The 14,769-nt window shown below is 42.1% G+C and carries 14 protein-coding genes and 2 pseudogenes; 13 read left to right on the forward strand and 3 right to left on the reverse strand.

Annotation, left to right across the window (positions count from 1 at the left end):
* Positions 1-71: 71 nt before the first annotated feature.
* On the reverse strand, positions 72-848 hold the full coding sequence (recX, locus tag D8792_RS07675) for a recombination regulator RecX (RefSeq protein WP_125373566.1): 777 nt from the start codon (positions 846-848) through the stop codon (positions 72-74).
* A 160-nt stretch (positions 849-1,008) separates the two neighbouring features.
* On the opposite strand from recX, the gene rlmD reads away from it, so the two are divergent.
* From rlmD to D8792_RS07690, 3 genes and pseudogenes are all read left to right on the forward strand, one after another.
* Positions 1,009-2,367: a 23S rRNA (uracil(1939)-C(5))-methyltransferase RlmD gene (gene rlmD / locus D8792_RS07680; protein WP_125373567.1), complete on the forward strand. Its 1,359-nt coding sequence runs from the start codon at positions 1,009-1,011 to the stop codon at positions 2,365-2,367.
* A gap of 119 nt (positions 2,368-2,486) precedes the next feature.
* The gene (locus tag D8792_RS07685; RefSeq protein WP_125373568.1) at positions 2,487-2,660 is read left to right on the forward strand and encodes a hypothetical protein; all 174 of its coding nucleotides are present in this window, start codon (positions 2,487-2,489) and stop codon (positions 2,658-2,660) included.
* Positions 2,657-3,298, forward strand: a pseudogene (locus D8792_RS07690) (replication initiator protein A); the annotation flags it as partial. The gene D8792_RS07685 and the pseudogene D8792_RS07690, both read left to right, overlap by 4 nt.
* 9 nt (positions 3,299-3,307) lie before the next feature.
* Here D8792_RS07690 and D8792_RS07695 read toward each other — a convergent pair.
* Entirely contained in the window at positions 3,308-4,159 is an 852-nt protein-coding gene (locus D8792_RS07695) for a helix-turn-helix domain-containing protein (RefSeq protein WP_125373570.1), read from the reverse strand.
* Positions 4,160-4,306: 147 nt separating this feature from the next.
* Between D8792_RS07695 and D8792_RS07700 the strand changes: the two genes are divergently transcribed.
* Positions 4,307-4,471 (forward strand): hypothetical protein, encoded by a 165-nt coding sequence (locus D8792_RS07700; protein ID WP_125373571.1) that lies wholly within the window; start codon positions 4,307-4,309, stop codon positions 4,469-4,471.
* 168 nt (positions 4,472-4,639) lie between these two features.
* Positions 4,640-4,714, forward strand: a pseudogene (locus D8792_RS11730) (hypothetical protein); the annotation flags it as partial.
* A 483-nt stretch (positions 4,715-5,197) separates the two neighbouring features.
* On the opposite strand, the gene D8792_RS07715 reads toward D8792_RS11730, so the two are convergent.
* Positions 5,198-6,130, reverse strand: a complete 933-nt coding sequence (locus tag D8792_RS07715; RefSeq protein ID WP_125373572.1) for a nitronate monooxygenase — start codon at positions 6,128-6,130, stop codon at positions 5,198-5,200.
* Between the two features lie 292 nt (positions 6,131-6,422).
* Here D8792_RS07715 and D8792_RS07720 point away from each other — a divergent pair, with 292 nt between their 5' ends.
* The 8 genes from D8792_RS07720 (at position 6,423) to D8792_RS07755 (ending at position 14,677) form a co-directional block, all read left to right on the forward strand.
* Positions 6,423-6,653: a DUF1858 domain-containing protein gene (locus D8792_RS07720; protein ID WP_125373573.1), complete on the forward strand. Its 231-nt coding sequence runs from the start codon at positions 6,423-6,425 to the stop codon at positions 6,651-6,653.
* 2 nt (positions 6,654-6,655) lie between these two features.
* Complete coding sequence (locus D8792_RS07725; RefSeq protein WP_125373574.1) at positions 6,656-8,017, forward strand: DUF438 domain-containing protein; 1,362 nt, start codon at positions 6,656-6,658, stop codon at positions 8,015-8,017.
* A gap of 26 nt (positions 8,018-8,043) precedes the next feature.
* On the forward strand, positions 8,044-8,298 hold the full coding sequence (locus D8792_RS07730; protein ID WP_002899692.1) for a DUF1912 family protein: 255 nt from the start codon (positions 8,044-8,046) through the stop codon (positions 8,296-8,298).
* A 243-nt stretch (positions 8,299-8,541) separates the two neighbouring features.
* Positions 8,542-9,129: a GNAT family N-acetyltransferase gene (locus tag D8792_RS07735; protein ID WP_125373575.1), complete on the forward strand. Its 588-nt coding sequence runs from the start codon at positions 8,542-8,544 to the stop codon at positions 9,127-9,129.
* A 29-nt stretch (positions 9,130-9,158) separates the two neighbouring features.
* Positions 9,159-11,810, forward strand: coding sequence for a valine--tRNA ligase (locus tag D8792_RS07740; RefSeq protein WP_125373576.1), 2,652 nt, complete (start codon positions 9,159-9,161; stop codon positions 11,808-11,810).
* 71 nt (positions 11,811-11,881) lie between these two features.
* Positions 11,882-12,961: a hypothetical protein gene (locus D8792_RS07745; RefSeq protein ID WP_125373577.1), complete on the forward strand. Its 1,080-nt coding sequence runs from the start codon at positions 11,882-11,884 to the stop codon at positions 12,959-12,961.
* A 159-nt stretch (positions 12,962-13,120) separates the two neighbouring features.
* On the forward strand, positions 13,121-14,371 hold the full coding sequence (locus D8792_RS07750) for a diaminopimelate decarboxylase (protein WP_125373578.1): 1,251 nt from the start codon (positions 13,121-13,123) through the stop codon (positions 14,369-14,371).
* Between the two features lie 57 nt (positions 14,372-14,428).
* Entirely contained in the window at positions 14,429-14,677 is a 249-nt protein-coding gene (locus D8792_RS07755) for a YneF family protein (RefSeq protein WP_015605536.1), read from the forward strand.
* Positions 14,678-14,769 lie beyond the last annotated feature (92 nt).

The raw sequence follows: 14,769 nt of genomic DNA on the forward strand, positions 1-14,769 counted from the left end.
TACAATTTATAAGTTTATCCTCTTTATTGTAACATATTTTCATAAAAATGCCTAAGTTTTCATAGAAAATCTTAAAGATATTCTCTTAGAGCGCTGGCAATGTCCGAAAAATCATAGCCTTTACGGGCCAAAGCTTGGGTCAGACGCTGTTTTAAGTCATAGCCGTCGTACTTTTTGGAGTACTTGCGGTATTGCTTGTCTAGCTCTTTGTAGAGCAGCTCTTGTTGGTTTTCTTGGTCTTCTTCGATGTCTAAATGTTGATAAGCCTCTTTGGCTTGTCCATAGGAAAATCCTTTGTTTATCAAGGATTGAAGTATTTTATCTTGTAAGGCCTTGCTGGGCAGTTTTCCTTGGTATTTCTTTAAAAGTTTCTCAGCAACTCGCTCGGCTACTTCAGTGAAATCAAACTGGCTCAATTCGTCTTCTATGATAGTGCTAGAAATCCCTTTTTGACTGAGTTTTTGTTTTAGAACAAAAGCGCCTTTGTCACCAGTGAGAAGGTTGGATTGGATATAAGAATTGGCATATTTTCTGTCGTTGATCCAATTATCTTTTTTCAAAGCGTCCAAGACTTGGCTGATGACTTCGGGGTGGATGTCGTGCTGGGTCAGGTAGTCCTTAACTTCCTTGGCAGTTCTTTGCTTGAAGGAGAGATGATAGAGGGCTAGATTTTTTCCGTAGGAAAATTGGGCGTAAGTTTGAATTTCTTTTAGTTCCTGCTCCGAGATTTCCATCCCTTTAGACAGCATGAAGCGAACGATGGTGTCCTCTGTGATATAGAGCTTTTCACTGTCGTCCAACTCCAAGAGGTAGAGCCGTTTTTTCTTTTCGATTTTTGTGATTTTCATACTAGTCCTTTCACTTGGACGATATTTTAGTGTAGAGTCATTCATCGTCTCTCTGACTCTATTCGTAGTTGTCGAGAGATTTTTATGATTTAGACTATTTTCTCATCTTTTATTGTAACATATTCTCAACGAATCGACTCTAGCGTGGTATAATAGAGTCATGAATGTAAAAGTGAAGCAAAGAATCCCTCTCAAAATCAAGAAAATGGGAATTAATGGGGAAGGGATTGGATTTTATAAGAAAACGCTGGTCTTTGTGCCGGGGGCTTTGAAGGGCGAAGAAGTTTACTGTCAGGTGACCAAGGTGCAGCGGAATTTTATCGAGGCCAAGCTCCTCACAATCAACAAACGGTCAAAATTTCGGGTGGAAGCGCCGTGTGAGATTTATGAAAGCTGCGGAGGCTGTCAAATCATGCACCTCCACTATGACAAGCAGTTGGAATTTAAGGAAGACTTGCTGCGTCAGGCCTTGAAAAAATTTGCGCCAGCTGGCTATGAGAATTATGAGATTCGTCCGACCATTGGTATGCAGGAGCCGCTCTATTATAGAGCCAAGCTGCAGTTCCAGACTCGCAAGTTTAAGGATGAGGTCAAGGCGGGGCTCTATGCACAGAATTCCCACTATCTGGTCTCGCTGAAAAACTGTCTGGTTCAGGACAAGGTGACGCAGGCTATTGTCAATAAGGTGGCGCGACTTTTAGGCAAGTACAGGCTGCCCATCTATGATGAGCGCAAGACTGCTGGAGTGCGCACCGTTATGATTCGCAGAGCCAGAAAGACGGGTCAGGTGCAGATGATTTTTGTAACAGGGCGCAAGCTAGACTTTTCTCCAGTCGTTCGAGACCTAGTGGCTGAATTTCCAGAGCTGGAGACAGTTGCAGTTAATTATCATACGAGCAAGTCCAGTGAGATTTATGGGGATAAGACAGAGATTATCTGGGGCGAGGAAGCCATCCAAGAAGGTGTGCTGGACTATGAGTTTTCCTTGTCGCCTCGGGCTTTTTATCAGCTCAATCCTGAACAGACAGAGGTGCTTTATGCGGAAGCAGTCAAGGCTTTGGATGTGACGGCTGAGGACCATTTGATTGATGCCTATTGCGGAGTGGGGACCATTGGCTTTGCCTTTGCTAAAAAGGTCAAGTCTTTGCGGGGCATGGACATCATCCCTGAGGCCATTGAAGATGCCAAGCGCAATGCGAAACGGATGGGCTTTGATAATACACTCTACGAAGCTGGAACTGCAGAGGAGATTATTCCTCGCTGGTACGCTGAAGGTTATCGGGCGGATGCCTTGATTGTCGACCCGCCACGGACAGGTCTGGATGATAAGCTGCTGGAGACGATTGTCCGCTATGCACCTGAGAAGATGGTTTACGTTTCCTGCAATGTCTCAACCTTGGCGCGCGATTTGGTCAAGCTCAGTCAGGTATACAATGTCCACTACATCCAGTCAGTTGACATGTTTCCCCATACCGCTCGGACGGAGGCAGTCGTGAAATTGGTCAAAAAAGTATATTGATGTGAACGTCTGTTTGGATGTCGACTGCGTAGAGAAAAAATAGATACGTTAGTAATAAATTAACTTAACGAGAACATTTTAATAAGTGTTCTCGCCTTTTTATTTTCAGGAGGAAAAGCATGCAAAAGGAAGAACAGTCATCACGGCAAATCGTGATGTGCCATCTCATGGCTGTCATGGGAATAAATATTGAGAAAGCAACTCAGTTAATTGCTGAAATGGAAGAGTCAGGGCTAATTCAATTTGATGAGTTAGGAAATGTTGGTTTATTAGTGTTGGAGGGACAATCATGAAACGTATCGCCGCAAATCATTACCAAACATCAGAGCGTTACTATAAGCTTCCAAAACTCTTATTTGAAAGTGACCGATATAAGGACATGAAACTTGAAGTTAAAGTAGCTTATGCTGTTCTAAAAGACCGTTTGGAGTTGTCGTTGAGTAAGGGGTGGATAGATGAGGATGGGGCTATCTATTTGGTTTATTCCAACTCTAAACTCAGGGCACTTCTTGGCTGTTCCAAGTCAAAATTGCTGACAATAAAGAAAACGTTGCGAGAGTATGGCTTGATAGATGAAGTCCAACAGTCTTCCAGTGAAAAAGGACGCTTGGCCAATAAGATTTACTTAGGGGAGCTAGAACATGAACCTACCCCCGTCTTAAATTCAGACGGGGGTAGTATTCAAAAAACACTAGGGAGGTATCAAAATCAGCCGGGGTCGGTCTTAAATTCAGCCACTAGTGAGACTGAAGTTAGTGAGACTGATATGATTGAAACTAAAGGGAGTGAGTCTGTCATTGAGGACGAGGAGGAGACAGAAAATCTAACAAGTAAGAAAAGCGAAAATGAACATTTTCATCGTAAGGTGGAGCAAGTCACAAGATATGACAGAGATTACATTTGGGGACTGGTTCATGACCAGTTGAGACAATGATTTCATTTATTTTTTGTTTACTAGTTTATTAAAATGGTCAGTATAGTGTAATTTTAACTTGTCTTCACCTAAAATATCTAGAACTTTTATAGCCTGTTTCATTTTTTCGATTCCAGTACATGATTGACGCTTAAATTCATAGTAACCTGTTGCATAGAGGAAAACTGTCTGTTCATAAAAGTTTAATTCGTTATCTAACAACTCCTTTATCTCATCAATTAAATAGGAACAATTTGAAAATACTTCCTTATCGATGCTAAGAATGAAACAATTTATAGCAAGCTGAGTGACAATTCGTTTATTAGATTTATTTAGAGAAGAGTAAATGTAATTATTTAACATTTCCTTTGTTAGTAGGAAGTAGGAGTTGTAATTAATTGTTCGTACACAGTTACCTAATAAAATAATTTCATAGTACCCCCATCTTTCAACTTTGAAGAGATAATCTGTCAGTTGAAGTAACTCTTCATCTGATGGAACGATAGTCGAATCCATTGTGTGTAGAATGGATTTTACCATGGTTTTTTCAAAGGAATTTAAGGTGTAATTTGAGGAGTCAGAAAGTAGACATTTTATATTATTGATATTTTGTAATATGTATTGTTTACGAATATATTGAACTAAATTGACGAATGATTCTGTATTGGAGTAGTCTTTATCATGTAAAATAAGAAATTCATCTAGGGTAACGTGCAACTTGTCTAAAATATTGATAAGCCTAATACAAGATATTTCTGATTCTCCACGTTCGAATCGAGATATTTGAGATTTAGAAAGATGCTCGTCAGCAACGGAAGATAAACTGATCTGTTTTCCTTTACGAACTTTTCTGAGTGTGACGCCAAGTTTTGATTTCATAATTTTCCCATTTTCCCAACAAAAAAAGTAATTGATTTTTATTTATTGTACAATAAATAAAAACTGAAAGGAAGTCTAAATATGAAAATGGCTATTGGTGGAGAGTACTACAGCTTATATACAAAAAGGAAATGAGGTGTAAAGAAAATGAAAAAAGAAAATGAAGATGTGATTTCAACAGCAGCCTCACTAGGGATGATGATTGGAATAGTGTTTGCAATTTTTTTAGATTCTCCAGTTGAATATGGTATTTCTTTAGGATTGTTGAATGGAATATTATTGGGTTCGCTGATTTCTTACAAAAAACGATAAGAATTAAGCATAATTTCTTGCTGTAAGCTAAGGAGTAGGGATGGCTATAGTTGAAATTATTAATGTAACAAAAAGCTTTAAAGATACTGACGTTATTCATAACACTTATTTTATTTAAAAAAGGGAAAAGTATATGGTTTTGTTGGACCAAATGGAGCTGAAAAAACTACAATTATCAAAATGATTCTAGGGATTTTAAAACCATATTCTGGGGAAATAACTATTTTTAATCAAACCGTATAACAGAATTCCGTAAATATATTATCTAGGATAGGATTAGTTTTGGAACCTTTATTTTATGGTCATCTTGATGCTTATAAAAATTTGAAGTTAATAGCAAATATAAGGGCTTAGTTTAGATATTGAAAAACTTAATGAATATCTATCAATGGTAGGATTAAAAGATGTTATTCTCAAGGGAAAGACAACACGAACCGAAGCAGTCGTGAAATTGGTCAAAAAAGACAAGTAGAAGAGCGATTTATTGAAGCATATTTGAGGCAGCGACAAAAACAAGTCTAAATGAACAGCAAAAGAGGCTGGGACAAAAGTCCTAGCCTCTCAATTGTCTTTGGCTTGTCGAGCAAGACGCAGTGGTTGAGTAGGGCTCTATTACGCTGATTTCATCAGCTTTTACAGCCCTACTCAACTGTGCGGAGGTGGGACGACGAAATCGAATTCTAACGAATTACCGATTCCTGTCCCACTCTCTTTTGAGTTAGAGGATTATAGCTTGATTTCAGTGTTTTGGAGAACCTTTTGAGCATCGGCAACGATTGTGTCGAGGATTTCTTTACATGGACGAATTTCCTTGACTAAGCCTGCGATTTGGCCACTCATCATAGAGCCATGCACAGTATCTCCTTCGTAAACAGCTTTAGAAAGAGAACCGATGGTGATTTCTTCGAGTTCGTCACGATTGGTGCCTTTGTTTTCTAGTTCGATATAGTGGTCAGTCATTTCATTGCGGATACAACGAACTGGCGCACCAGCAATACGACCAGTAACGGCAGTAGCAGTGTCGTTGGCTGCGACAATGGCATCCTTGTAACCTGCTGAAATTGGGCATTCTTCTGAAGCTAGGAAGATAGTTCCCATCTGAACCCCTTGCGCACCGAGGACAAAAGCGGCAGCGAGACCACGACCATCGGCAATGCCACCTGCAGCGATGACTGGAATATCAACTGAGTCAACAATCTGAGGAATGAGAGCCATAGTATTGGTTTCACCGATGTGGCCACCAGCTTCAGAACCTTCAGCAATCACGGCATCAACTCCGAGCTCTTGCATTTTTTGCGCGTGTTTGACACTGGCAATAACAGGGATAACCTTGATACCTGCCTCTTTCAGATAAGGCATGATGAATTTTGGTGTACCAGCCCCAGTCGTTACGACAGGAACTTTTTCTTCAATGATGACTGTCACAATATCTTTGATATTTTTCATCATGAGCATAACATTGACGGCAAATGGCTTGTCAGTCAATTTACGCAGTTCACGGATTTCTTCACGCAACTGCTCACCCGTCATTCCTCCTGAAGCGATGATTCCCAGCCCACCAGCTTCAGAAACAGCTGCAGCCAGTTGGTAGTGGGAAATCTGAGCCATCGCTCCTTGGAAAATAGGGTACTTAATGTTCAACAATTTTGTAATAGACATAGGGCATCTCCTTTATTCTGTATTTAAAATCATTATATCACTATAATAAAGCGTTTTCAATGAAGCCGTAGACTGGCAAAAGATAGAAGTTTGTGAAAAAAATCTCAGAAATGGTTGATAGGAATAGCCTTTCCTTGTGAAATTAAATTTATCAGTGTCCTTATAAAAATAACTTATAGCCTATTAGAATTTGTTATATACTCCAAGCTTGGATTTGAGCAAGCGTGGAAAGGATTTTTATTGGACGCATCTTTTGTGATATAATAATAAAAAATACACGGAGGTAGGGCATATGGATAATGTGATTGATTTGTCTATTCCAGTGGCAGAAGTGATTGAGAAGCAGCCTGAGGTTTTGGATGTTTTAGTCGAGTTGGGCTTTAAGCCTCTGGCCAATCCTGTCATGCGCAATACAGTCGGGCGCATGGTTTCTATCAAAAAAGGAGCTAGCATGAATGGCATTGACCCGAATAAAATCAAGCAAACTCTGGAATTAAACGGTTATGAAGTGGTGGGGATTTAGGCATGGCTAGTGAACGCATTGAAGTCCTCAAGTCAATCTTGCTGGACCTACATAACGGAGCTTCTGCAGAATCCGTTCAGGAGCTTTTCAATGAGCATTTTGCTGGTGTGTCCGCTATTGAAATCAGCCTGATGGAGCATGAGCTTATGAACTCGGATACGGGAGTGACCTTTGAAGATGTCATGTCCCTCTGCAATGTTCATGCCAACCTCTTTAAAGGTGCTATTAAGGATGTGGAGGTGGCAGATACCGACCACCCAGGCCATCCGGTTCAAGTCTTTAAGCAGGAAAATCTAGCCTTGCGGGCTGCCCTTATGCGGGTTCGCAGACTCCTATCAACCTATGAAAGCACAGAAGATGAGGAGCTTCTACCTGAAATTCGCAAGGGACTCCAGCGCCAGCTGGGTTTGGTGGGTCAGTTTGATATCCACTATCAGCGTAAGGAAGAGCTCATGTTTCCCATCATGGAGAGCTATGGCCACGATTCGCCGCCCAAAGTCATGTGGGGCGTAGATGACCAGATTCGAGATCTTTTCCAAGAAGCTAAGATTGCAGCAGAGCAGCTGCCAGACACTTCGATTCAAGAAGTCAAGGACAAGTTTGAGACTTTTGCGGCTGAGTTTGAAGCTATGATTTTCAAGGAAGAGTCTATCCTTCTCATGATCCTCCTCGAATCCTTTGCTCAGGATGATTGGATCAAGATTGCTGAGGAGAGCGATACTTATGGCTATGCCATCATTAAGCCAACGGAAAAATGGATTCCTGCGCGTCACTCATTCTCGGAGGAGGAAGCTGGGGATGCTGATGATGAAGGAAGCGAAGCGCCAGCCAGTAGAGAACAGACTAGTGATGGCAGATTTGCGCAGGTCATTGATACGCCAGATGGTCAGGTCACCATCTCCTTTAAGCCCAAGGAAAAGAAGGAGCCAGCCTTTAATCGAGACTCCCAGCAGCCTTTTGGTCATGGCTATCTGTCGGTGGCGGAGGCCAATCTGATTTTGGACCATCTGCCCATGGAGATTACCTTTGTCAATAAGGACGATATTTTCCAGTATTATAATGACAGCGTGCCGTCAGACGAGATGATTTTTAAGCGGACGCCGTCCCAGATAGGGCGCAATGTTGAGCTCTGCCACCCACCCAAGCTTTTGGACAAGGTGCGGCGGGTTTTCAAGGCTCTGCGCGAGGGAGAACGGGACAAGTTTGAGATGTGGTTCAAGTCGGAATCGCGGGGCAAGTTTGTCCATGTGACCTATGCGGCAGTGCGAGATGAGGCTGGTGAATTTCAGGGTGTGCTGGAGTATGTGCAGGACATTCAGCCCTTCCGTGATATTGACAGTGATTTTTACCGAGATTTGGATTAGGCATTTGCAGTTAGAAAGTGAGAAACATGAGTTACGAACAGGAATTTTTACAGGAGTTTGAAGCTTGGGTCAAGACCCAGGTCATGATTAACGAGATGGCCCTCAAGGAGAGTCAGGCGGTCTACGAGGCGGACCAGGACGAGCGGGCCAAGGAAGCGGCGATTCGCTATGAAAGTCGTCTAGATGCCTACCAGTTCCTTTTAGGGAAATTCGCCAACTATCAGGCGGGCAAGGGATTTCATGACCTGCCAGATGGACTTTTGGGTGAGAGAAATTATTGATTTTTCGCTGGAAAGGTGATAGAATAGGTTCATCAGAGGTGTTTTGAGTCAAGCATTTTACAGAAAGTGGCGGTGCTGAGAAGTCCACAAATGTGTCAAAGCTGGTTGCTGATGAGATGAAAATGAAATAAACAAAGATGCGGGCGCTTGCCCGAAATTGGGTGGTACCGCGGATAAACACATTCGTCCCTTTCTAGTCTTACTAGGAAGGGATTATTTTTATGTGGCGGAAAGGAGGGGTGAATGAAACTTCTTGAATCTTATAATGGCAAAGAGTTGCCAAGGTTGGAAACTGAGCGGTTGATATTGCGTCAGCGAACGGCAGATGATGTGGAGGATATGTTTGCTTATGCTGGTCTGCCTGAAGTCTGTTATCCAGCTGGATTTCCTCCTGTAGATAGCTTGGAAACAGAGCGTGACTATTTTGAAAATCGCTATTTTGAAAATCTAGAAAAAAAGGAACTTCCGTCTGGCTATGGCATTACAGTTAAGGGGGAAGACCGAGTTATTGGCTCTTGTGATTTCAATCACCGCCATGAAGATGATGTCTTTGAAATTGGCTACCTCCTGCATCCAGATTATTGGGGGAACGGGTATGTGCCAGAAGCTGTTAGTGCTTTGATAGAAGTTGCTTTTACCATTCTTAAACTCCACAAGGTTGAAATTCGATGTTTTGATTACAATAAACAAAGTCAACGAGTCGCTGAGAAACTTGGCTTCACCCTTGAAGCTCGCATCCGGGATCGCAAAGATGCCCAAGGCAATCGCTGTGCAGAGTTTGCTTATGGCTTGCTGAGAAGTGAGTGGGAAATGAAATACTCAAATTTTTAAAAACTAGAATAACTAGAAAGGACAAACACATGTCTAAAGAACTTTCACCTAAATACAATCCAGCCGAGGTTGAGGCTGGTCGTTATCAAAAATGGCTTGACGCTGATGTTTTCAAGCCTTCAGGCGATAAAAAGGCTAAGCCTTATTCAATCGTTATTCCACCACCAAACGTAACTGGGAAACTCCACCTTGGTCATGCTTGGGATACGACTCTTCAGGATATCATTATCCGTCAAAAACGTATGCAAGGTTTTGATACGCTCTGGCTTCCAGGGATGGACCACGCGGGGATTGCCACTCAGGCTAAGGTTGAGGAACGCTTGCGTGGTGAGGGCATTAGTCGTTATGACCTGGGTCGTGAGAAATTCCTCGAGAAAGTCTGGGAATGGAAAGATGAATACGCGACAACCATCAATGAACAGTGGGGCAAGATGGGTCTCTCTGTGGACTATTCTCGTGAGCGTTTCACGCTGGATGAGGGTCTGTCAAAAGCGGTTCGCAAGGTCTTTGTCGAACTTTACAAGAAAGGCTGGATCTATCGTGGTGAGTTTATCATCAACTGGGACCCAGCAGCTCGCACAGCCCTTTCTGATATCGAGGTCATCCACAAGGACGTCGAAGGTGCCTTCTACCACATGAACTACATGCTGGAAGACGGTTCACGCGCCCTTGAAGTAGCGACCACTCGTCCTGAGACTATGTTTGGGGATGTTGCCGTTGCGGTAAATCCAGAAGACCCACGCTACAAGGACTTGATTGGTAAAAATGTCATCCTTCCAATCGCTAATAAACTAATCCCAATTGTTGCCGACGAACACGCAGATCCTGAGTTTGGTACGGGTGTCGTGAAAATCACGCCCGCTCACGATCCAAACGACTTCTTGGTTGGTCAACGTCATAACTTGCCACAAGTCAACGTTATGAACGACGACGGAACTATGAATGACTTGGCCTTCGAATTTGCAGGCATGGACCGTTTTGAAGCTCGTAAGGCGGTCGTTGCTAAGTTGGAAGAAATCGGTGCCCTCGTTAAAATCGAAAAACGTGTTCACAGTGTTGGTCACTCAGAACGTACAGGTGTAGTGGTTGAGCCACGCTTGTCTACGCAATGGTTCGTTAAGATGGACCAATTGGCTAAAAATGCCATTGCCAACCAAGATACAGAAGACAAGGTAGAATTCTACCCACCTCGTTTCAACGATACCTTCCTCCAATGGATGGAAAATGTCCACGATTGGGTAATCTCTCGTCAGCTCTGGTGGGGTCACCAAATCCCTGCTTGGTACAATGCTGAGGGTGAAATGTACGTTGGTGAGGAAGCTCCAGAAGGCGACGGATGGACTCAGGACGAAGACGTCTTGGATACGTGGTTCAGTTCGGCTCTTTGGCCGTTCTCAACCATGGGCTGGCCTGATGTCGACTCAGAAGACTTCAAGCGTTACTTCCCAACTTCAACTTTGGTAACAGGTTACGACATCATCTTTTTCTGGGTGTCTCGGATGATCTTCCAATCTCTGGAATTCACTGGTCGTCAGCCATTCCAAAACGTGCTTATCCACGGTCTCATCCGTGACGAGCAAGGACGTAAGATGTCTAAATCTCTCGGAAACGGGATTGACCCGATGGATGTCATCGAGAAATACGGTGCCGATGCCCTTCGTTGGTTCCTTTCAAACGGTTCTGCACCAGGTCAAGACGTGCGCTTCTCTTACGAGAAAATGGATGCTTCATGGAACTTCATTAACAAAATCTGGAACATCTCTCGCTACATCCTTATGAACAATGAAGGCTTGACCCTTGACCAAGCAACGGCCAATGTGGAAAAAGTTGCCAACAAGGAAGCTGGCAACGTGACAGACCGCTGGATTCTCCACAACCTCAATGAAACGATCGGAAAAGTTACTGAAAACTTTGATAAGTTTGAATTTGGTGTGGCTGGTCACATCCTCTACAACTTCATCTGGGATGAGTTTGCGGACTGGTACGTTGAGTTGACCAAGGAAGTCCTTTATAGCGATAACGAAGAAGAGAAGGTCATCACACGTTCTGTTCTCCTTTACACTTTGGACAAGATCCTTCGTCTCCTTCACCCAATCATGCCATTTGTGACAGAGGAAATCTTTGGACAAATCTCAGAAGGCTCTATCGTGACAGCAGAATACCCAACTGTCAACCCAGCCTTTGAAGATCTTGCGGCTCACACTGGTGTGGAAAGCCTTAAAGACTTGATCCGTGCCGTTCGGAATGCGCGTGCGGAAGTAAACGTAGCACCAAGCAAGCCAATCACCATCCTTGTTAAGACAAGCGATAGCGACCTGGAAGCCTTCTTTAACAGCAATGTCAACTACATCAAACGCTTCACAAATCCAGAACACTTGGAAATCGCATCAACCATCCCTGCACCTGAACTCGCAATGTCAAGCGTCATCACAGGAGCAGAAATCTACCTGCCACTGGCAGACCTCCTCAATGTCGAAGAAGAACTAGCTCGCCTCGACAAGGAACTGGCTAAATGGCAAAAAGAACTGGATATGGTCGGCAAAAAGCTCTCTAACGAACGCTTCGTAGCCAATGCCAAACCAGAAGTCGTCCAAAAAGAACGCGACAAACAAGCCGACTACCAAGCTAAATACGACGCGACCGTAGCGCGGATTGATGAGATGAAGAAGTTGGTGAAATAAACATAGAAACACGGTGAGAAGCCGTGTTTTTTGATATAATGAGGATAAAATAAGATTTTAGGAGATGAGAATTGTTTGATTTAAATGAATTAAATGATATATTTATCAATTTTATTTCTGATTTTGTTTTTTGGATATTTCTAATAATAGTTGGGGGCATTGGTTGGTTATTTAATAAAACATTTTTATCAAAATTTAAGAAAGTGAAAATTAAAAGAATTGATGTTAGAAATGTTCCAAAACGATTTAATGGAGTTGAGTTAGCTATTTTTCAGAATGATGGAGTATATAAAAATTATATTGAGAATGAATTAGTTATTGAAAATTCAAATGATGACTTAGTAATTCAAAACTTAGTAGTTGATAATATTAGTGTTAATGATTTTTTTTATGAAGATATTGTGATACAAAATGGTTTCGATGTACTCACCCAAGATCTAGATTTCGTTATTTTTAACAATGGGAACAAGGAAAACTCATTAAAAAATTATCAAGTTAAAATCCACTATTTAAATAAGGAAAATGAAAAAGATAAAATAATCTTAAAATCAGAAGTGGAGAGCGGTAGTTTAAGTGGGGGTGATATTAAAATATTGTTTTCAAAGAAATTAACAGATCACAATATTGTTAAATTCTTTTCTAATAGCTTGCCTGACTATAAACAATCAATTAGAATTGAATTAGTGAATAAGGAAAATCAAGAAATTGAAAGTGAGACTGAGATACCATATCTATCCTCGGAGAAACGTTTCGTTAGAAATTTAGGAGGGGCAGTATTTTGTGATAGGACATTAACACCAATAATTGAATTACTATCTCCTTATAGTCAAGATTGTTTTAATTTCTCTATCAATCAACGTTTAATAAAAGGCGATAATACATTGAGATTTAATATTCTTATAGATGCTCCGTGCTCTATAAAATACAATGTAAAATTATTTAGAAATAAAAAAATGTTAAGCGCTTTTTCTAGTGATTTGATTGAGATACAATTTCCAAAATATAGATTATTATCTTCTTATAAAGATGAGTTATATCACTATTTACACGATGAAAAACTAAAATCTAGCAATTTTAAGGAGGTAAGCTTAAGGAAACCGGGGCTAATTAATAGTATTGATAAGATAAAAACTGAATATCATTTAAATTAGATGGTTATCACTTCGTTTAAATCTTAGTTTTATCTAGTATTCTTATACTAATTTCATAAATCAGAAACGTTAAGAAGAAGCCCTTGTGGCTTCTTTTTCTCCTCCCCAGCCTACACTTGTGGTATAATATTGTCAGTAAAAGAGAAAGTAGGAGCGTGTATGAAAACTCCATTTATCAGTCGTGAGTGCTTGGCGGAGCTGACCGCGCAGTTTCCAACGCCTTTCCATCTTTATGATGAGAAGGGGATTCGAGCGAGAGCACGGGCTTTGCATGAGGCTTTTGCTTGGAATCCTGGTTTTAAGGAATATTTTGCCGTCAAGGCGACACCAAATCCTGCTATTTTAAAAATCCTCAAGGAAGAAGGCTGCGGGGTGGACTGTGCTAGCTATGTGGAGCTGCTCATGAGTCAAAAGCTGGGCTTTGCAGGGGATGAGATTATGTTTTCGTCCAATAATACGCCAGCCGAGGAATTTCGTCTTGCCCGGGAGTTGGGCGCGACCATCAATCTAGATGCCTATGAAGACGTAGCTTTCTTGAAGGAAGTGGCCGGGATTCCCAAGGTGATTTCCTGTCGCTACAATCCCGGCGGTGTCTTTGAGCTGGGGACCAGCATTATGGATCATCCAGAGGAAGCCAAGTTTGGTATGACTAAAGCGCAGCTGATTCAGGCTTTCAAAGACCTCAAGGAGCTGGGGGCAGAGAAGTTCGGTATTCATGCCCTCTTGGCCTCAAATACTGTCAGCAATGACTACTATCCAGCACTGGCGCGGCAGCTTTTCGAACTGGCTGTAGAAGTAGTGGCTGAGACAGGAGTTGAGCTAGACTTTATCAATCTGTCTGGGGGTGTCGGAGTCAACTACCAGCCTGATGGCGAGGAAAATGACATTGCGGTCATCGGTCAAGGAGTTCGTCAGGCCTATGAGGAAATCCTGACACCAGCTGGTCTGGCGCAGGTCAAGATTTTCACAGAGCTAGGCCGTTTTATGCTGGCTCCTTTCGGTCTTTTGGTAACCAAGGTGACTCACAAAAAGCAGACCTATCGGACCTATCTGGGAGTGGATGCTTCAGCGGTTAATCTCCTGCGTCCCGCTATGTACGGCGCTTATCACCATATTACCAATATGGATAGGCCAGAAGGACCGACGGAGATTGTCGATGTGGTCGGCAGCCTCTGTGAAAACAACGACAAATTTGCCATCCAGCGGGAGCTTCCTGTTAGTCAGATTGGCGATACGCTGGTCATTCACGACACTGGTGCCCACGGCTTCTCCATGGGCTATCAATACAATGCCAAGTTGCGCTCTAGCGAGATTCTCTTAGAGGAAAATGGTCAGGCTCGCATGATTCGTCGGGCAGAGAGGCCAGAAGATTATTTCGCGACTCTCTATGGCTTTGATTTTGAAAAATAGAGATAATTTGGTATAATAAAGAGTAATGTAAAAAATGAAACAGGAGTTCGGATTATTATGAATACATTGTTAGCAATTTTATTGATTATGCTGGCTTTCTTTGGTGGGATTTTGCTGGGTATGTACTTGCTTCGCCGTCAGGTCGAAAAGGAATTTGCGGAAAATCCACGTCTCAATGTAGAAGCGGTGCGGATGTTGCTCAGTGCTAATGGTCAAAAACCAAGTGAAGCACGTGTTCAACAAGTTTACCGTCAAATCATCAACCAACAAAAAGCAGCAGTTGCTAAAAATAAAAACAAAAAATAAGCTTCTCTCAGCCGTCCTTTGGTGGCAGACGGAGATTTCTATATAAAAAATGGGGATTTGGGCTAGGCTTCCAATCCCTTGTTTTAGAAAGA

The sequence above is a fragment of the Streptococcus cristatus genome (assembly GCF_003943505.1).
Classification (GTDB): Bacteria; Bacillota; Bacilli; order Lactobacillales; family Streptococcaceae; genus Streptococcus; species Streptococcus cristatus_E.